General features: G+C 38.5%; 9 protein-coding genes and 1 pseudogene. 1 reads left to right on the top strand and 9 read right to left on the bottom strand.

What is annotated here, in order from left to right:
- Positions 1-825: 825 nt before the first annotated feature.
- Positions 826-12,093, top strand: coding sequence for a cohesin domain-containing protein (locus tag RAO94_00370; protein ID MDP8320780.1), 11,268 nt, complete (start codon positions 826-828; stop codon positions 12,091-12,093).
- Positions 12,094-12,161: 68 nt separating this feature from the next.
- Here the strand turns inward: RAO94_00370 and nadB are convergent, their stop codons facing one another.
- The 9 genes and pseudogenes from nadB to RAO94_00325 all read right to left on the bottom strand — a co-directional run.
- Positions 12,162-13,760, bottom strand: a complete 1,599-nt coding sequence (gene nadB / locus RAO94_00365; GenBank protein MDP8320779.1) for an L-aspartate oxidase — start codon at positions 13,758-13,760, stop codon at positions 12,162-12,164.
- A 3-nt stretch (positions 13,761-13,763) separates the two neighbouring features.
- Positions 13,764-14,222: a ribosomal protein S18-alanine N-acetyltransferase gene (gene rimI / locus RAO94_00360; GenBank protein ID MDP8320778.1), complete on the bottom strand. Its 459-nt coding sequence runs from the start codon at positions 14,220-14,222 to the stop codon at positions 13,764-13,766.
- Positions 14,222-15,682, bottom strand: a complete 1,461-nt coding sequence (locus RAO94_00355; GenBank protein MDP8320777.1) for a LysM peptidoglycan-binding domain-containing protein — start codon at positions 15,680-15,682, stop codon at positions 14,222-14,224. Before RAO94_00355 ends, rimI begins: the two co-directional genes overlap by 1 nt.
- Entirely contained in the window at positions 15,682-16,485 is an 804-nt protein-coding gene (locus RAO94_00350) for a phosphatidate cytidylyltransferase (protein ID MDP8320776.1), read from the bottom strand. The genes RAO94_00355 and RAO94_00350 overlap by 1 nt, the downstream gene beginning before the upstream one ends.
- Positions 16,485-17,234 (bottom strand): isoprenyl transferase, encoded by a 750-nt coding sequence (locus RAO94_00345; GenBank protein MDP8320775.1) that lies wholly within the window; start codon positions 17,232-17,234, stop codon positions 16,485-16,487. Before RAO94_00345 ends, RAO94_00350 begins: the two co-directional genes overlap by 1 nt.
- Positions 17,231-18,262: pseudogene (prfB, locus tag RAO94_00340) on the bottom strand (peptide chain release factor 2). The gene RAO94_00345 and the pseudogene prfB overlap by 4 nt, the downstream one beginning before the upstream one ends.
- Before the next feature lie 65 nt (positions 18,263-18,327).
- Positions 18,328-19,515, bottom strand: a complete 1,188-nt coding sequence (locus tag RAO94_00335) for an HD domain-containing protein (protein ID MDP8320774.1) — start codon at positions 19,513-19,515, stop codon at positions 18,328-18,330.
- Between the two features lie 2 nt (positions 19,516-19,517).
- Positions 19,518-20,174, bottom strand: a complete 657-nt coding sequence (trmB, locus tag RAO94_00330; protein ID MDP8320773.1) for a tRNA (guanosine(46)-N7)-methyltransferase TrmB — start codon at positions 20,172-20,174, stop codon at positions 19,518-19,520.
- Between the two features lie 29 nt (positions 20,175-20,203).
- Positions 20,204-20,895, bottom strand: a 692-nt coding sequence (locus tag RAO94_00325; protein ID MDP8320772.1) for a cation diffusion facilitator family transporter, incomplete at its 5' end; no start/stop codon positions are given.

The following is a 20,895-nucleotide window of genomic DNA, read 5'->3' as shown; positions in this document are numbered from 1 at the left end:
TTTCAAATCATCACTATTTGTTATAACATTTCACCTGACTAAATTAGTTTTTCCTAATTTGTACAGGATTTTTGTTCTAATATTATACTATTGTTATTTTTTTTAGCTATATCGCTTATATCATATTTATTTAGGATATTTTAATGCCCCTAATTATATACCAAGTGGAACAACAAAGCACATACTGACATTTTTTTGTTATATTGTGCTTTGTTGTTCCACCTGTTTCACACTTTGAAACATCTTTTTAATCTCAGATAATGCAAATATAATCTTAGATGATCAACCTTTCAATGGTAATTGATGAGTAAAATTTTCTTTCTGTTGATCTGAAGGTTCTGGAGATGCTGGATTCAGGAACTGGCAATCATTTTCGTGAGAAAATTCTCAATGATGCTAATTATGTAAAAATATCAGGGGAAATTATTTCATAAGAGAAAAAGAAAAGAAAAATTCGTTTTGACTTATCAGTAATTGGATTATATTATTTTTGATTGTAGGTATGGGAACTTACTCGAAATTACTCGATGCCTAATATCATTGATGAATATTTAATTTAATTATTAGTAGTAGTTTAGAGAGAAAGTAAAAGTAAATTTATTATTAATTTTGTAAGGAGATAATATTCATAAAATGAGATATTTCAGGCAAGGGAGCAAAACGAAATTGCTATATTATGTAGGAAAAAAGGAATATTTCTTTGATGATAGAGAAAAAATTATTGACAACATAAAGCTGTAAATACAAAAATAGAAGGGAATGGGAGCGAAGTGTGAGGTTAATATTACAAGATATAGAAAAAAAACTAAACCTTATGGAGGTATAATGAAACGGAAAATCTTTTTGATTTTGTTTATTGCTCTAACTGTTGCTATATTGCAGGCTGATCTTGCCAGTGCGGGATTTGTGATGAGCGATATAGACCAGATGGGGCTTGCCCCGTTTGACTTTCAAGTAAATAGTAGTGACCTGTTAGCAGAAGATCAGGCAATATCATTTCAATTTCATTTGAATTATGATGCAGACCTGTTCGTGTATAATGGTTATACTACTGGAGCAGATTTACCAGGCATGCTGGTAGTTAACGATCTTAATCCTGGACTGATCAATGTAGTTTGGGCAAGTGCTGCTGCACTTACTGGGATCAATGAATTAATGTCCATCAATTTAGAACCGGTTGAACCATGTGAGACCGCAATCACACTAACCGAAGCACGCTACAACAATACTGATATCACTAATTTCACTGGTGGCATGATCTCAATAGTTCCTTTTCCAGTACTTGGATTAACTATTGAAGATGTAGAACATCAGGGCCTCAGTGCTTTTGACGTGACAGTACAATCCATTGATATCTTACTAGATGATGGCATACTCAGTTATCAGTTCAGCTATTATTACGATCCTGAGATAGTGGAATATGTAGATTCCGCTTTGGATCCAGATTTAAATGGACAATTAGTGGTAAATGCAGAAGAGTCAGGTATGCTCAACGTGGCTTATGCAGGAGCTGACCCGATTTCAGGGATCAATGATCTTTTGATAATCACTTTCCAAGCTGTTGGTTATGGATATGACGAGCAATATATCTCCGATGTCTATATGAATAATTATGAGGTAAGTGACGATATCAGCGGTTTGATAACCGTTTATCCAGCCTGGGAAGAAATAACCGTTAGTGTCACTGGTGCTGATGTATTTATTGGTGATCAGTTTATGAGTGCTGTTCAGACATCACTTGTAATGCCTGAAAATGGCTTAGTAGCTTTTCAGTTTATTCTTACTTATGATGCAGAATTGCTGGAATATGCTGGATTGAATGAACAAAACCGTTTTATAGATGATCTGGTAATAAATGACACAGTGCCTGGAGTACTTCAAGTTGCTTATGCAAATAGTGATGTAGTTTATGGTGAAGGGTCTCTTGTAGAATTCCTGTTTAATGCCATTGATGATGGTACAACAGAACTGACTTTATCAGAAGTTGTTTATAATAATGAATATATCACCAACCTGGTTCAAGGAGAGGTAATTATAACCAATCCTAATAATGCACCCATAGCATCTGCTGGAGTGGATTTTGAAATTCTGGAAGGTGAAGCAGGAATGCTTGATGGCAGCGGAAGTTATGATCCTAATGATGATGACATCACTTATTTATGGACTGGTGATCTTGTCCTCGATGATGAAACCGCTATAAATCCAACTTTTACTGCTCCAGAAGTTGAAGAGAATACTTATATATTTATGACTTTAACTGTTGATGATGGTGAATTTATCGCTACTGATGAAGTATTAGTAACCATAATCAATGTTCCCAATCCTGCTGACGCAGTTATATCTATGGATGATCAGGATGTTACACTAGATCAGGAATTTCCTATCAATGTTTACACAACACCTCTTGATGCAGATTTTGGTGTAATTTCATATCAGTATATTGTTAATTATGATCCGGCAATTCTTACATATACAGGTTCCAGTATTGGAACTGGAATGCCGGATGGAATGCTGGTTGTAAATGATACAGAACCAGGTGTTCTGCAGGTTGCATTCAGCACTGCAGATGCTATTACTAATCCTGATTATCTTACTCAGTTTACATTTGTAGGCACAGTATTAGACCAATCAGAAATTAACATAAGTGATTTTTATTATAATAATACTGCCGTGCAAAATGTACTACCAGCAATGATCACTGTGCATGTACCATATTATTACACCGGAGTTTATATAGAAAATGAAGAAGTCGGCTTAAATATGGAATTCACCAGCGATCTTATGACTGAAGAGCTGATGGCAGACTGGGAGATAATATCATATCAGTTTGATCTATATTATGATCCTGCAATGCTTGAATTTTCCGGATATCAATTAGGTGATGTACCCACTGGTGGCAATCTACTGGCTTATGAAATAACTCCAGGACATGTTTCTGTCGCTTTTGCTGATTTTAATGCTTTAATCGGAGCGGGAAGTATCGCTGGATTTAATTTTATTCCACAGCAATTAGGCAGCACTGATATAATTATAGAGAATTTCAAATATAATGCCGCTTACCTGCCTAATGTAGAAGGTGGTACTATTAATATAATTATTCCTTATTCCAATGCAGTGATCAGCGCACCAGAACTTACTGTCGGCGGTGGTGAGACATTCACCGTAGGGATATCAACCACAGACATTAATCCAGCCTGGGGTGTTATCAGCTTCCAGTTTGACCTGGGATTTGATGCAGATCTTCTGGATTTTGTAGGATACAATTATGGCTCCATAATCAATGCAGGAAATCTGTTAGCTTATGAGAATGCAGACGGAAACGTGGCAGTGGCATTTGCTAATTTTGATCCAATTGGTGGAGAAGGTACATTGATAGAGCTGGAATTTACAGCAGCAATGGAACTTGACCAATCAGTACTTGATATAGGAAACTTTAAATATAATTCACTGTTTCTTGATGATGCCAATATTTATGATGGTATGGTAACCATCGTGGAACCATATGCTGACGCAGTAATCACATGTCAGGACGCAGAGACTCGTGAGGGACTTAATTTTACTGTTGGTATCAGCACTACAGAACTGCAGGAAAACTGGGGTTTGATCAGTTTTCAGTTCAATCTAGGATTTGATCCGGAATATGTGGAGTATGTAGGTTATGAAGCTGGTAATGTGATAACATCAGGTAACCTTCTGGCTTTTGAAAATGCTGCCGGAAATATTACTGTAGCATTTGCAGATTATATGTCCTTGAGTGGAGTAGGGGATTTAATAGTATTGGAATTTACGGCATTACTTGCAGGAGACACGACTCTTGATCTTAATGAATTTAAATATAATGCATTTTATCTTGATAATCTGGTTGATGGATCTGTGTTTATCGATGTGGGTAATTATCCTCCAGTAGCAGTTGCAGGACCTGACCAGATAGTAGACGAGGGTGAAGTAGTCATGTTGAATGGTACTGCATCATATGATCCAGACGACTATTTGAGAGTACCACAATGGGATCTTAATCCTCCAGATTATGAATATAACGGATTTATCTGGGGTATGGTGACTATCAATGGAATTCCTGCTGAAGATCTTAATGATATGATCGGTGTATTTGTAGGTGATGAATGTCGTGGTATCGCTCAACAGAGTGATGACAGTGTTCAAGATTACACTGTTCCCTTTGGTTACTATGCCTTTATGCCTCAGGTATATAGTAATGTAACCGATGGAGAGGTCATGACATTTAAATTTTATGATGCCAGTGCAGATATGATCTATGATGTAGAAGGTGAATTGCCATTTACTGCTGATATGGTAGTTGGCGGTGGCATGGATCCTTATGTATTTGTAGTAACAGCAGAGCCAACTTATGACCTTACATTTAACTGGTTAGCTCCTGATGGTATAATCCTTGATGATCCTGCTTCTCCCACACCCAGCTTTACTGCACCATGGTTAGATGCTGATACGGATCTCGTGTTTGGACTGGAAGTTTCTGATGGACAAGCCTGGTCTGAAATTGATGAAGTTGTTGTAACAGTGATTGATCACCCTATTGATGAAATAGTGGTTAGTGCACCTGAATTTACTCTGGATGAAGACGTACAATTTGATGTGCCAATCACTACTACGATGATACAGCCTGATATGGATGTTATCTCTTATCAGTTCAATCTGTATTATGATCCAGTTGTGATCCAGTATGATGGGTTTACAGCAGGCGCATTATCACCTAATATGCTGGTAGTATATAATGTTGAACCGGGTATGATCAATGTTGCTTATGCAGATAATAATCCCATCACTGGAGAAGGTGAACTTCTTTCATTCCAGTTCACAACTCTGGATGGAGGGGTTAGCCCTCTTGATATTGCAAACTTTAAATACAATAATGTATTTGTAAATATGGTGGATGGTTCTGTGGAAGTAATTGACGTCAATGATCCACCAGTATTTGATCTGCCACCAATGATCAGCTTCAATGAAGATGAAGTGCTGGTAGAAGATTTCAGTCAGTATATCATTGATCCTGATAATGATGAGCATACTATTATTTTCTCTGGTAATAGCATGATAAATATCTCAGTAATGGGTTATGATGTAACAATGAGTGCTCCGGCAGACTGGTTTGGCTCAGAAACAGTTACCTTTATAGTAACTGATAATGCAGGTGCAGTTGCATTCGATACAACCGTAATCAATGTAGTATCAGTAAATGATCCACCAGTTCTGGATGTACCTCCAGTAATGTATTTCGATGAAGATGGCGAGATGATATTTGACATTGGGATGTACTCCAGTGACGTGGAAAATGACCCACTTCTACTTTATGTAACGGGTATGGTAAACCTTGAAGTTGTTATCGACGGACTGGTTGCAACAATAACTGGAACCGATAACTGGAATGGTGAGGAACTCCTAACCTTTACTGTAGATGATCAGCAGGGAAGAGCAACAGCAAGTGATGATTGTAATTTTGTAGTAGAACCAGTAAATGATCCACCAATAGCAGATGCAGGAGATGATTTTGAAATTCTGGAAGGTGAACCAGGAATGCTCGATGGCAGCGGAAGTTATGATCCTGATGATGAGATCACCTATTTATGGACTGGTGACCTTGTCCTTGATGATGAAACCGTTATAAATCCAACTTTTACTGCTCCAGAAGTTGAAGAGAATACTGATATAGTAATGACTTTAACTGTTGATGATGGTGAATTTATCGCCACTGATGAAGTATTAGTAACCATAATCAATGTTCCCAATCCTGCTGACGCAGTTATATTTATGGATGATCAGGATGTCATATTGGATGAGGAATTTCCTGTTAATGTTTACACAACACCTCTTAATGCAGATTTTGGTGTAATATCATATCAATATATTGTTAATTATGATCCGGCAATTCTTACCTATACAGGCTCCAGCAATGGAACAGGAATGCCTGAAGGAATGCTGGTTGTAAATGATACTGAGCCAGGTGTTCTGCAGGTAGCATTCAGCACCGCAGACGCTATTACTAATCCTGACTATCTTACTCAGTTTACATTCGTAGGCACCGTATTAGATCAGTCAGAAATTAACATTAGTGATTTTTATTATAATAATACTGCCGTGCAAAATTTACTACCAGCAACAATCACAGTGCATGTACCATATTATTACACTGGAGTTTATATAGAAAATGAAGAAGCCGGCTTAGATATGGAATTCACCTGCGATCTTATGACTGAAGAGCTGATGGCAGACTGGGAGATAATATCATATCAGTTTGATCTATATTATGATCCTGCAATGCTTGAATTTTCCGGATACCAATTAGGTGATGTACCCACTGGTGGCAATCTACTGGCTTATGAGATTACTCCAGGACATGTTTCTGTCGCTTTTGCTGATTTTAATGCTTTGGTCGGAGCGGGAAGTATCGCTGGATTTAATTTTATTCCTCAGCAATTAGGCAGCACTGATATAACTATAGAGAATTTCAAATATAATGCCACATACCTGCCAAATGTAGAAGGTGGCACAATTGATATTATCATTCCTTTTTCCAATGCAGTGATCAGTGCACCGGAACTTACTGTCGGCGGTGGTGAGACATTCACCGTAGGTATATCAACTTCAGATATAAATGAAGGTTGGAATGTTATCAGCTTCCAGTTTGATCTGGGATTTGATCCTGAGCTTCTTGATTATGTAGGATACAGTAATGGTTCCATAATCAATTCTGGTAATCTGCTGGCATATGAAAATGCTGATGGAAATGTATCTGTAGCATTTGCAGATTTTGCTCCAATCAGTGGAGAAGGAACTCTGATAGAGCTGGAATTTACAGCAGCAATGGAACTTGACCAATCAGTACTTGATATAGAAAACTTTGAATATAATTCACTGTATCTTGATGATGCCAATATTTATGATGGTATGGTAACTATCGTGGAACCATATGCTGACGCAGTAATCACATGTCAGGACGCAGAGACTCGTGAGGGACTTAATTTTACAGTGGGTATCAGCACTACAGAACTGCAGGAAAACTGGGGTGTGATCAGTTTTCAGTTCAATGTAGGCTTTGATCCGGAATATGTAGAATTTGTAGGCTATGAAGCTGGTAATGTAATAACATCAGGTAACCTTCTGGCTTTTGAAAATGTTGCTGGAAATATCACTGTAGCATTTGCAGATTATATGTCCTTGAGTGGAGTAGGGGATTTAATAGTAATGGAATTTACGGCATTACTTGCAGGAGATACGACTCTTGATCTTAATGAATTTAAATATAATGCACTTTATCTTGATAATCTGGTTGATGGATCAGTGTTTATCGATGTGGGTAATTATCCTCCAGTAGCAGTTGCAGGACCTGACCAGATAGTAGACGAGGGTGAAGTAGTCATGTTGAATGGTACTGCATCATATGATCCAGACGACTATTTGAGAGTACCACAATGGGATCTTAATCCTCCAGATTATGAATATAACGGATTTATCTGGGGTATGGTGACTATCAATGGAATTCCTGCTGAAGATCTTAATGATATGATCGGTGTATTTGTAGGTGATGAATGTCGTGGTATCGCTCAACAGAGTGATGACAGTGTTCAAGATTACACTGTTCCCTTTGGTTACTATGCCTTTATGCCTCAGGTATATAGTAATGTAACCGATGGAGAGGTCATGACATTTAAATTTTATGATGCCAGTGCAGATATGATCTATGATGTAGAAGGTGAATTGCCATTTACTGCTGATATGGTAGTTGGCGGTGGCATGGATCCTTATGTATTTGTAGTTACGGCAGAGCCAACTTATGACCTTACATTTAACTGGTTAGCTCCTAATGGCATAATTCTTGATGATCCTGCTTCTCCCACACCCAGCTTTACTGCACCATGGTTAGATGCTGATACGGATCTCGTGTTTGGACTGGAAGTGTCTGATGGACAAGCCTGGTCTGAAATTGATGAAGTTGTTGTAACAGTGATCGATCACCCTATTGATGAAATAGTGGTTAGTGCACCTGAACTTACTCTGAATGAAGACGAGCCATTTGATGTGCCAATCTCTACTACGATGATACAGCCTGATATGAATATAATCTCTTATCAGTTCAATCTGTATTATGATCCAGCTGTGATCCAGTATGATGGATTTACAGCAGGTGCATTATCACCTAATATGCTGGTAGTTTATAATGTTGAACCCGGATTGATCAATATTGCTTATGCAGATAATACTCCCATCACTGGAGAAGGTGAACTTCTTTCATTCCAGTTCACAGCTCTGGAGGGAGGGGTTAGTCCTCTTGATATTGCAAACTTTAAATACAATAATGTATTTATAAATGTAGTGGATGGTTCAGTAGAAGTAATTGGCGTTAATGATCCACCAATATTTGATTTGCCTCCAATGTTCAGCTTCAATGAAGATGAAGTGCTGGTAGAAGATTTCAGTCAATACATCATTGACCCCGATAATAATACGCATACAATAATATTTACTGGTAATAATCAGATAGATATCTCAATTAATGGCTATGAAGTAACAATGAGTGCTCCCGAAAACTGGTTTGGCTCAGAACCTGTTACTTTTATAGTTGATGACAATTCAAGCAGAGCAGTTGCCGTTGATGCAACTATTATCAATGTGATTCCTGTGAATGATCCACCAGTTCTGGATGTACCTCCAATAATGTATTTCGATGAAGATGGCGAAATGATCTTTGATATAGGGATGTACTCCAGTGACGTAGAAAACGATGAACTTTTACTCTATGTATCTGGAATGGTAAATCTTGAAGTTGCTATCGACGGACTGGTTGCAACAATAACTGGAACCGATAACTGGAATGGTGAGGAAACCCTGACCTTTACAGTAGATGATCAGCAGGGAAGAGCTACTGCTACTGATAACTGTAGTTTTGTAGTAAATCCAATGAATGATCCGCCAACTCTTGATTTACCTGAATATTGGGCATTTAATGAAGATGAAAGTCTTTTATTCGATGTTTCGCTTTATGCTGAAGATATAGATTATGACCAGTTAAGTATTGTCAGCGTTGAATATGAAGAAGTAAATCTATATAACAGCTTCAGTAACATGGAGATAGATTTCAGTTCAGCAGAAAACTGGAATGGTTCCACTGATGTAACAGTTACCATAACAGATACCGCAGATCGTTATATAGCTTCAGATGTTATGACAGTAGAAGTGCTGGCAGTGAATGACACCCCAGAAATCGACTTGCCGGTCAGCATCAATTTTGATGAAGACACTGTGGAAGAATTGGATTTTTCACAATATCTTTATGATGTTGATATGGACGAATTGCTTTTAACAGTTGCAGAGGGTGTAAACGTCCATGCTGATATCGTAGATCACATGGTAACTTTTACTGCTGATGAAAACTGGAATGGAGCAGAAGACTTAGAATTCACTGTTAATGATCAGCAAGGCAGAGCAATTGCCACAGATATCCTGAACGTGATTGTGAACCCGGTAAATGATGCTCCATATCTTGATCTGCCAATATTTATTTCCTTTAATGAAGATGAGGAATTAAGCTTTGATATAAGTTCTTATGCAACGGATGTTGACTTAGATGCCCTGAATATAGTCAACGTGGACTATGATCAGGAAAATTTGTATAACAGCTTTACTGGATTGATAATCGATTTCAGTGCAGCAGAAAACTGGAATGGTCTCACAGAAGTTACAATTACTATAACTGATAACGTAGGTCGCGATATCGCATCTGATGTGATGGATGTTATAGTACATCCGGTTAATGATCCTCCAGAATTTATTAATCTTCCTGACAGCTTAAGTTTTAATGAGGATGAAATCCTTGAAGTTAATTTTTCACAATATCTTTATGATGTTGATATGGACCCATTGAACCTGACAGTTTCTGGAGGCATACATGTCGATACTGCACAAATGGGAGACTTTTTAATCTTTGCAGCAGATGAAAACTGGTTTGGTGAAGAAGAACTGGTATTCACGATTGATGATCAGCAGGGAAGAGCAACTGCCATGGATACTATCAATATAATTGTTTATCCAGTAAATGATCCACCTGAGATCACAGAATTTCTGCCAATAGAGACTGAATTTAGCATTGCTGATACATCTTTAGTTACCTTCAGCATATCAACACTAGACATTGAAGAAGATAGTGAGATCTCCTGGTATCTTAATGACCTGTTACTTCCTGGAATCAATACTGCGGAATTCGCTATCACTTTTGATCGTAATGGAAACTACATTGTTAAGGCGCAAGTAACTGATGCAGATTATATGGCTGAAACAATCTGGAATGTCCTTGTATGGATGGGACCTGACTGGGTACCTGTAGTATATCCTTCAAGCACAATTGTATATTCGCGTGTAACCATTGATGGTTTGCCAGTTAGTGAGCTTGATATGGTAGGTGCTTTTGTGGATGGTGAGATACGTGGATGGGTCAATCCTGTATATTCAGTTGAAGATGAAGCCACTTATGCCACAATTACAGTTAATGGTGTCGAGATCGAAGAGATTGATTTCAGTCTTTATGATTATTCTGCAAACCTGTACTACAGTTTATATGAAACCTATACAACTGATCCTGGTGGAGAGATTGGTACTCCTCCGGACTTTATAAATTTAGCATTTGGTAGTGGTTATGGACCAAACTGGACGCCAGTAATCTACACAAACAGCACCATTGTTTATGGTATTGTTCAGATAGAAGGATTACCAGCCGAAGAAGGAGACAGAGTAGGTACATTTGTGGGACCAGAATGTCGTGCTGTATCTGATGTGGTTATTCTTGGAGATAGTACTGCCATTGTAACGCTTATAGTGCAGGGTGAAACTGCTGAGATAGCTCATTTCAAAATTTGGGATTCAAGCGAAAATGCTATCCTCTCTGTTCCATTGACGATTACTACTAGTCCTGGTGGGGAAATTGGTTATCCACCAGATCAGATTATTATTAATGCTTCTGAAAGTGCAAACATCACTCAGTTAATCAATCTTCAAACTGGCTGGAACTTGCTCTCACTTAACATATATCCTTCCAGTTACCTGATTGCTGATATTTTTGGAGAACTGATTGAAAACGAAGAACTTATCAAAGTCAAAAACATATTCTATAGTTATGACCCAGATCTGTTACCGGTTTACAATACTTTGACTGAAATAGATGATGGTGCAGCTTATTATGTAAAAGTTACTAATAATACCGCTCTTTCTTTAGAAGGATTACCAGTAAATGTAGCGGATACTCAAATTGCCTTGAGTGCTGGCTGGAACTTGACCGGTTACCTGCCGCAGGTTTCTCAGGATCTAGAAGATGCATTGTTCACTATCATTGATCAGCTTCTTAAGATCAAAGATTCATTTGGCAGTTACGATCCAAGCCTTCCACCTGAATTTAATACACTCACCACGATGACTCCAGGCTCTGGTTACTGGATTAAAATGTTCTCAGCAGCTACCTTGATCTATCCTGATGGACTTCGTGCATCTCAGCAGCCAATCGCTCCTGTATGCCCGATCTGGGAACCTGTAATATACACAAATAGTACCATTGCTTATGGACATGCATCCCTGGAAGGATTACCTGCAGATGGATTCATTGGAGCATTTGCTGGTGATGAATGCCGGGCAGTCTCTGTAATCGATAATGGAATAATCTCATTGGTTATTAATGGTATAGAGAATGAAGAAATAAGCTTCAAACTGTATCAGGATGAAGTAGTGTATTCCAGCAATCAGATGGTTACTACAGATCCAGGTAATGATGTATCAGATATTGTGATCTATTTTGATCATAATGATGCTCCATTAGTTACCGGACTGGCTAATATCTATCCTAATCCTTTCAATCCTCAAACCACGATCAGTTATGAGATTTCTCAAACTGGAAATGTGAAAGTGGATATCTATAATATCAGAGGACAAAAGATAGAAACACTTGTGAATGAACAGCAGTCTGCTGGAGATTACAAGTTGATCTGGAATGCCACTCATCAGGCAAGTGGAGTATATTTCCTGAGATTCCAGACAACTGGACACTCAGAAACAAGAAAAATGATTCTTATGAAATAGTATGAGGGGGGAAACAAAAGCCGGACAGCTAATGCTGTCCGGCTTTCCCTTTTTATAAGAGCTTAAAATTATATAATAGTATCTTTCAGATATTTGGCATCATCCCTTTCTGGATAATCATTCACATAATGAGCACCCCTGGATTCTTTTCGCATCAAGGCTGAACGAATAATCAAAGATGCCACAATAGCAATATTACGGGTTTCAATCACTTCCTTACTTACTGAATTATGCTGATAAAAATTATTGATCTCTTCATAGATATTTGAAACCCGGGAATAAGCATACTTAAGCAATCTGCGCGAGCGCGTGATGCCCACATAACCTTGCATGATAGTATTTAATATCTGACGATTATGCGAAATAATCACCCATTCATTTTCGTTAAAGGTATTTGAAGCCTGCCAGGGAAGTATCTCAGGAAAACTCTCATCCTCTTTCATACTTTGATGATGGGATGCTCTCCAGGCAATCACTAATGCTTCCAGCAAGGAGTTTGATGCCAGTCGATTAGCACCATGCAACCCCGTGCAGGATACTTCACCTGCAGCAAATAAATTCTTAACAGCAGTTAGTCCATCAATTGTAGTAGTGATCCCACCGCAAAAATAATGGGCTGCTGGAACTACAGGAATAGGTTCACATGTAATATCAACACCTCTACTCAGACACTTTTTACGAATATAGGGGAAATGTGTAAGAAGTTTATCTTTGGGAATTTGAGTGGCATCAAGATATAGAAATTTATCTCCGCTCTTTTTTAATTCAAAATCAATTGCCCGAGAAACGATATCTCTGGGAGCCAGGCATTCCAGTTTATGATACTTCTCCATAAAGGTTTCACCATTAAGCAGTTTAAGTATTCCCCCTTCACCACGCACAGCCTCAGAAATAAGAAACGGATTATTATCAGGATCATAAAATGCAGTCGGATGAAACTGAACAAATTCCATATTTACCATTCTGGCACCGGCAAGATATGCCATGGCATATCCATCTCCAGTAGCAATATCAGGATTAGTATTATATGAATATACCTGTCCCCCACCACCAGTTGCCAGCATTGTTTTTCGTGATCTGTATATCTCAATTTCTCCAGTAATTGTATCCATCACATATGCGCCCCAGCAGGTTATCCGCGGTATAAAGTGCTTTGCCTGGGATATGTGATGCTGCGTAATAAGATCAATTGCCAGGTGGTCTTCATAAATTTCAATATTATCATTATTTTTGCAGGCTGCAATTAATGCCGTCATGATCTCGTGCCCTGTAGAATCTGCTGCATATGCCACCCGTTTTTGAGAATGCCCACCTTCTCGGGTTAATGATAGATTTTCCAACCGTCTATCAAGCCGGTCATTTTCCATAGTGAATTTTGTACCCAGATCAATAAGATACTGTAATCTGTCAGGAGCTTCTTTCACAATCTGCTCAATTACCTCTTCCTTACCAAGTTCTCCACCGGCAATAAAGGTATCTCGTACATGATTTTCAAAAGAATCCTGCCTGTCCACCACAGCAGCAATTCCACCTTGGGCATAGTCTGTATTGCAGTTATGCATCTTCTTCTTTGTAACAATTGCAACCTTACCTTGTCTGGAAGCCTCCAAAGCAAATACTAGTCCGGCTAAACCACTACCAATCACCAGATAATCATAAGTTTTCATATATTATCCTTTTTTATAATTACGCTCATCTTTCATCATTATCAAAGCATCTTCCACAGGATTGCTGTAATATCCCCCTCGAACATGGACTTCTTTGAATCCGAGATTTTCATACAATTGCAAAGCTGCCTTATTGCTTCTGCGAACTTCCAGAAAAAACACTCTGGAGCCATTATCCCGCATTTCATTCAGTATTCTTTTGGTAAACCAGCTACCTAATCCCTGATTTTGATATTCAGGGCAAATTGCCAGATTGTAAATAGAAAATTCATCTAAAACCTGTTGTCCTATCAGATAGCCTATTATCTTTTTGCTCAATTTATCTGATAATTTCCAACAGCTAGAATGATCAAGTGATGAGTAGAATGCTGATTCTTCCCAGGGATTGCTAAAAACATCTTTTTCGATTTTAATTACCTGATCAATATCTTCTGCGATCAATCTGTCGATGGCTATTTCCATTAGTACTTCAACTTCTGACCCGGAAAAATATGGCAATTCCCATTCTCATCCTTCTTAAGATTATTCTCACTAAGAAGATGACTGGCCGATACTCCTAACGAATAGGCTATCCCTGAAATATAATCACCCTTTTTGACAACATACTCTTTGGCTTCTTTCGGTTTGGAATAACCAAATAATTTTAATTTCTGTCCGGGATAAATGATATCTGAATGCAATCCATTAATGCTCTTCAGCTTGCTGATACTCGTTTTGAACTTCAACGCAATTTTATATAAACTGTCACCCTTTTTCACCTCATATTCTGTGAAATATCCATCATTATCTTTCAAAAACTGCTTTTCAATCCTTCGAATTTCATCTTCATCCGCCTCAGCATCCTTTGGCAGGCAAATTGTATATTCTCCAGGAGGTAATACAACATCCAGCACAGCAGAATATTTCTTTCTGCTACGCTGATAGGTTTTTATCCAGGGATTAAGTTCCCATACTCTGCTTACAAAAGTTCCCTGTGCCTGTGCCCAATCATCAATTTCATAATAACCACTCAGTTTCACATGAACTTTCTTGATTTCAGTAAGTATCTCCTGCTGTCGTGTGAATTCTTTATTAAAAATCTCTTTCTCATTTTCAAAGATCAGCTTAAGTGCTACTGCTTTCCAGACATATCTATTAGTTTCATCCACTCCCATGATCAGGTCAAAAAAGTTCTTCCCTCCCTGTTCTCGAATTACTTTCTCCACATTGCCTATCCCGGCATTATAACCACAAAAAGCCAGCAGCCAGTCATCTACTCCCTTTCTTTTCAAATATTTATGATTATTTAGTAAAAAATTTGCCGCCGCTTCTGTTGCTAAAAACACGTCACTTCGCTGGTCTACAAATTCATCTACTCTCATGCCATAACCAGTGGCTGTTCTTTTCATAAACTGCCATATACCCATTGCTCCAACAGGTGATTTTGCCATATAGCTTAATCTACTTTCAGCCACCGCCAGATACTTGGCATCAACAGGGACACCATGTCTGGTTAGCACACTGTCAAAATAAGAAAAATATCTCCCGCTGCGAGGGATGTATTTATAGGCATCTTTAAGTTCTTGATTGTAGATCTTGATAAATTTGTCTTCTATCCTCTCATTTTTTAAATCAAAAGTTACCCCGGCAAATGATATAGTATCAGGAATTATAAATCCCTGCCTGATCGCCACCATCTGATCAGCTTCATTCAGGGCAAATTCCTGTTCAGCGATCACGCTATCCTGAAAGCAAATAATCGCGCTGAGAGAATCAATCTGGTCTTTCTGATATTTAATTACTTCCTGAAGTGAATCACGCTCTGCTACCCAGAAATGATTTGCTTCTTCCGGTGGCTTGATCACTTCATTAAAATCATATTGCCGATGAATAGTACATCCAGTTAATATTATGATAATTATTATTAATAAATACTTCCGCATTAAAAATACCCCATTACTTTTAGTAATATGTATAAAGCTGGTGCCGCAAATAAGAGACTGTCAAATCTGTCTAATATTCCACCGTGATTCTGTAACATAGATGAGCTGTCTTTTATTTCCAGATCCCGCTTTAGCAATGATTCAAAGAGATCTCCATATTGTCCGAACAATCCTCCCGAAAGAGTTAACATCCAGATAAAATTCCCACCAAGCTCTTTATAAAAGAATACTAATACAGCGCTGGCGATCAAAGCAAAGGAAAAACCTCCAATATAACCTTCAATAGATTTATTAGGTGATATCTTGATCACTCCTTTGGTTCTACCCAAAAACATCCCCGTCATATAAGCCATAGTATCAGTTACCCAGATCACCACCAGCAATGAAATCACAATCAATCTTCCATCAAGATTTTCACTGGCTATATTCCGCATATTCATCACAAGTCCTAATGGAACTGCGGTATAAAATATCGAATACCAGGTTACAGCAATTTTCTTAGTTGATTTATCTGCCCGATTACTGAATAAATAGTTGCCACTCGTTACTATCAGACCAATAAATACAGTGCCCACTAAATATTCAAATGGTAATTGAAGAGAAATATACACCAGTAACCCGAAGATTTGCATCGTAATCGGGATTTCAAACCCCTTTTTCGCATAGTTCTCACGCAATTCGTTTAGCATCATCACCAGTATTATCCCCAGAAATGCAAAGGTATAAACTCCACCTAAGTAAAATACCAGTAGCATCACCGGTACAAAAATCAGACTTACAAGTAATCTATTAAAAAATTCCATTACCTCTCCCTTTTGCCAAAATGGCGTTTACGCTCCTGAAAATCAAGGATTGACTGAATAAATTCTGACCTGCTGAAATCTGGCCACAATGTTTCCGTAAACCAGAATTCAGAATAGGTAGATTGCCAGATCAAGTAATTTGAAAGCCTGATCTCTCCACTGGTTCGGATCACCAGATCGGGATCCGGCATTCCTGCAGTATACAAATGATCTGATATTATCTGTTCATTGATATCTTCAGGTTGCATATCACCATCCCTCACTTTTGCCGATATTGCCTGAACAGCTTCAATTAGTTCTCTTCTACCCCCATAATTCATCGCAACGTTAAAGTACAGATCCTTATTATGCCATGATCTACGGCAATTCTCTTCCACTTTTATATCGTAACCCGGAGGAAGATGCTGCTCTGTACCTATAAAGCGGATATTCACTCCATTGGCTACCAGATCATCTATCTCCCCTATCAGCGAATCAAGAATAAGTTTCAGCAAATAATTCACTTCCATCCTGCTCCTGCCCCAATTCTCGGTCGAAAAAGCATACACTGTCAAGTACTTGAGATCTATTTCACGAGCAGTTTCCACAATTTCACGAACTGCTTTAACTCCAGCTTTGTGACCATTGACCCGTTTCATACTATGCTTTTTTGCCCATCTTCCATTACCATCCATTATAATTGCAACGTGGTTCGGCATCCTCTCTTTATCTATCTTAGGGATCAGTAATTTATAGTCTGTTGCGGTCATTTTTTCCTCTCTGCTTCAAATTTCAACCAGGCATTAATAAAGCTATCAAGATCACCATTCATCACTGCTGATGTATTACCTGTCTCATGATCTGTTCTATGATCCTTCACCATTTGATAAGGATGAAATACATAACTTCTTATCTGATTACCCCAGCCAATATCTGTCTTTGTATTCTCTATCTCCTGCCTTTCCTTTTGCTTCTCTTCTTCCATCTGCTGATATATTCTGGATTTCAGAACCTGCATTGCTACTGCTTTATTATTTATCTGTGACCGTTCATTCTGGCAGGATACAACTATTCCACTGGGAATATGAGTGATCCGCACTGCGGAATCAGTTGTATTTACTCCCTGTCCTCCCTTTCCACTGGCACGATAAGTATCTATTCTCAGATCACTGGGATCAATTTCTACTTCTATTTCTTCGTCTATCAAGGGACACACGAAAACAGATGCAAATGACGTCTGCCTTTTACCCTGAGCATTAAAAGGTGATATCCTTACAAGGCGGTGAATGCCTATCTCGCTTTTGAGCATGCCATATGAATATTCTCCGATCACTTCCACTGTCACACTTTTGATACCTGCTTCATCCCCAGGTTGATATTCTATTATCTCAAATTTCCTGCTACTGGCTTCTGCCCAGCGTGAATACATGCGCAGCAGCATCTCTGCCCAGTCCTGCGACTCAGTACCCCCTGCTCCAGGGTGAATTGATAATATCGCACTTGTATGATCAGTTTTGCCATTTAAAAGCAGTTTTGCCTCGGCATCTTCTACTATCTTACCATTAACCCGCAGGTATTCAGATGCTTCCTTTTGCAATTCCTCACTTTTCTCTTCATTCAAGAGTAAAAGATAAGTCTCCAGCTCATCCTTTATTCCCTCAATTGCAATAATATTGTCTATTATCAGCTTCTTATGACTCACTTCCCGAATTATCTTTTGCGCCTCGATCTGGTCATTCCAGAAGGTTGGCTCAGTCATCTTGCTTTCAAGCTGTTTTATCTCCTGTTCCAGACGGGAACGGTCAAAGTAACCTCCTCATGGAAACTACTTTTTCACTGATAATTTCAATCTCTTTTTCCAAATCAAACATTTCCATCTTTTGCTCCTATATATCTATATTTACTTGCTGGTAAAAAATACCGCTTTACTTCCTCATTAAAATATCTATCTGTCATGGTTGATAAAAAATCACGCACCTTCTCTTCAGCATTATAAAGACCGCAATATCCCTCGGTCTTATGATTTATAAAATGTTTAAAGATATTGGATTCCCTGTTATCCTTCCTGATATCTTCCAGGTATTCTTCAAATAGAAGTTTCATACTGCGGTTAATTACTTCCTTGGATTTCTTTACCTTGATATTAGTGTATATCTTAGCATAATTAAACACTTTCAGCTTTAAAAGCTGTTGAGATGTTTCCTCATCAAAAGCGATATGACCCTTCCCCAGACTATTCACGATCACACTTTTTACTAATGTATCAATGATCTTACTATTCCGTTCACCCAGGTGACTCACCACATCCTGAGGCAATTCTTCTCTTTTTAAAATATTCAATCTTATGGCATCTTCTATATCCTGACCGATATAGGCAATTGTATCAGATATCCGCACTACACAACCTTCCATAGTTGCCGGCATCCATTCCACTTTTTCACCCTTTTTCTTCTTCTGGATATAATCCTCAATATCTGCCTCTGTCTTATCTAAATCAGGTTTTAATACAGTATTATGCACCTCTCCATCATGAGAGATTATTCCATCTCGCACCTGAAAGGTAAGATTCAATCCCCTTCCCTTCCTGCTGATGCTGTCAACTATCCTCAAACTCTGGATATTATGATGAAAATAGCCTAAACCATGCGCCAGACAGCAGGTATTCAATGCCTGCTCTCCGTCATGTCCAAATGGAGTATGTCCCAGATCATGACCCAATGCTATTGCTTCGATCAATTCCAGATTCAAGCCCAGAAACTTGCCTATTGTTCTACTGATCTGCGATACATAAGTAGTATGCAGACTGCGATTGGTCATCTCTTCATCTATCAGGTTTGTAAATGAAAATACCTGTGTTTTGCCCTGATATCTCCGATATGCACCACTATAAAGTATCCTGTCACGATCCCGGGCAAATTCTGACCTTACCGACTGATGAAGATCCTTATGCAGTCTTCTGGCGGATTTATCACGGCAGGCATACTCCGAATAATATTTCTCATCTTCGCTGATCTTGTTTTTATAGATTTCACTCAGTTTCTTCAAGTCCATCTTCACTCCCTGAATTCTGCTTTTCTATAACTAATATAAACCGGGTAATTACCTTCCCGCATTTTCTTTTCCTCAAAATATGTTACTATATGTCCATGTCGAGGTATTTTTGTACTCCCACCCATGATAGGCTTAAAATCATCTCTTGCCTTGAAATGCTTCAAGATATATTCAGCATATTCCTGATGATCAGTTTGAATCTCCAAAATACCTCTCTCATCAAGGATCTTATATAGCACATCCAGAAAACCGTGCTGGATTATTCTTCGATGCTGATGCCTGCGTTTGGGCCAGGGGTCAGGATGAATTAGGCAAACTTTTCTAATTGATCCTTCAGCAATATATTCTATTATGCTGGAATCTACATATAAATTCAATATCCTCACATTCTTATGCCTTTCAGTATCCAGCTGGCGCAGGGTATAATCTATCCGCTCTGGATTGATCTCAATCCCCAGATAGTTATAACGCCAGTCTAATAACGATTGCCCTACAATATACTCTCCCCTGCCAATTCCAATCTCCAGCACTATCGGATTGCTGTTGCCATATATTTCTTCAAAATCAAACAATTTACTTTTTTCTGCCTGAAGCTGAAATATCTCCCGCTTCTCAGCTATTTCCTGGAGTATTGCTTCACTTCTTATACTACGACCCATAATCTTCTTTTTCTCTCACTTATCCCTGTTTAATTCGGATCAATATGAATAGTAGCTTCTATTCTCAATCTGTCACGTAAAATCTTCTCTATCTGGATCAAAATTTTATGCCCAAAACCTATTTCCCAATCTTTAGGCATCCGCACGTGAAAAGTAAGCTCCTTATGCTCTCCATACTGATGCACATGAAAATGATGGGGATGTAATTCTATGTTATTATTTTTTGCCACTTCGTCACATATTGATATCACTTCTGTTCTCAATTCCTCGTCAGCACTCCTGCCCAAAAGCCTGTCAGCGGACTTGATAAATATCCTGTAGGCTGTATATCCGATCATTATTGCTACTAATATTCCTAATAATGAGTCCATCCACCAGAATCTGCTGCCTGCAATAATACCTGCCATGACAACTACTGATGATAGGGCATCACTCCTGTGATGTTGTCCATCCGCTATCAGGGTGGATAGATGATGCTTTTTCCCGAAATGGATGGAATATCGAGCTAATAATTCCTTTAATATGATTGATATTAGCGTCACGATTATTGCTATTGTGCCATATTCTGCGGATTCCTGATTATTATATCTATCTACTGACTGGTGAACGAATTCTACACTCACTATAGCCAGAAGCACACCTATCAACATCGAAGCTATCAGTTCTGCCCTGCCGTGACCATAAGGATGATCTTCATCTGCCGGTTTACTTGAGATCTTCG

Origin of the sequence: Candidatus Stygibacter australis, assembly GCA_030765845.1 — a bacterium.
Taxonomy (GTDB): Bacteria; Cloacimonadota; Cloacimonadia; order Cloacimonadales; family TCS61; genus Stygibacter; species Stygibacter australis.
This window is presented reverse-complemented; position numbering and strand designations above follow the sequence as displayed.

What these genes read in the sequence shown, in the direction of transcription:
- RAO94_00335 (MDP8320774.1), bottom strand. Translation starts at nt 19,515, where the DNA reads ATGGACTTGAAGAAACTGAGTGAAATCTATAAAAACAAGATCAGCGAA.
- rimI (MDP8320778.1), bottom strand. Translation starts at nt 14,222, where the DNA reads ATGGAAATAGCCATCGACAGATTGATCGCAGAAGATATTGATCAGGTA.
- RAO94_00345 (MDP8320775.1), bottom strand. Translation starts at nt 17,234, where the DNA reads ATGACCGCAACAGACTATAAATTACTGATCCCTAAGATAGATAAAGAG.
- RAO94_00355 (MDP8320777.1), bottom strand. Translation starts at nt 15,682, where the DNA reads ATGCGGAAGTATTTATTAATAATAATTATCATAATATTAACTGGATGT.
- nadB (MDP8320779.1), bottom strand. Translation starts at nt 13,760, where the DNA reads ATGAAAACTTATGATTATCTGGTGATTGGTAGTGGTTTAGCCGGACTA.
- RAO94_00350 (MDP8320776.1), bottom strand. Translation starts at nt 16,485, where the DNA reads ATGGAATTTTTTAATAGATTACTTGTAAGTCTGATTTTTGTACCGGTG.
- trmB (MDP8320773.1), bottom strand. Translation starts at nt 20,174, where the DNA reads ATGGGTCGTAGTATAAGAAGTGAAGCAATACTCCAGGAAATAGCTGAG.
- RAO94_00370 (MDP8320780.1), top strand. Translation starts at nt 826, where the DNA reads ATGAAACGGAAAATCTTTTTGATTTTGTTTATTGCTCTAACTGTTGCT.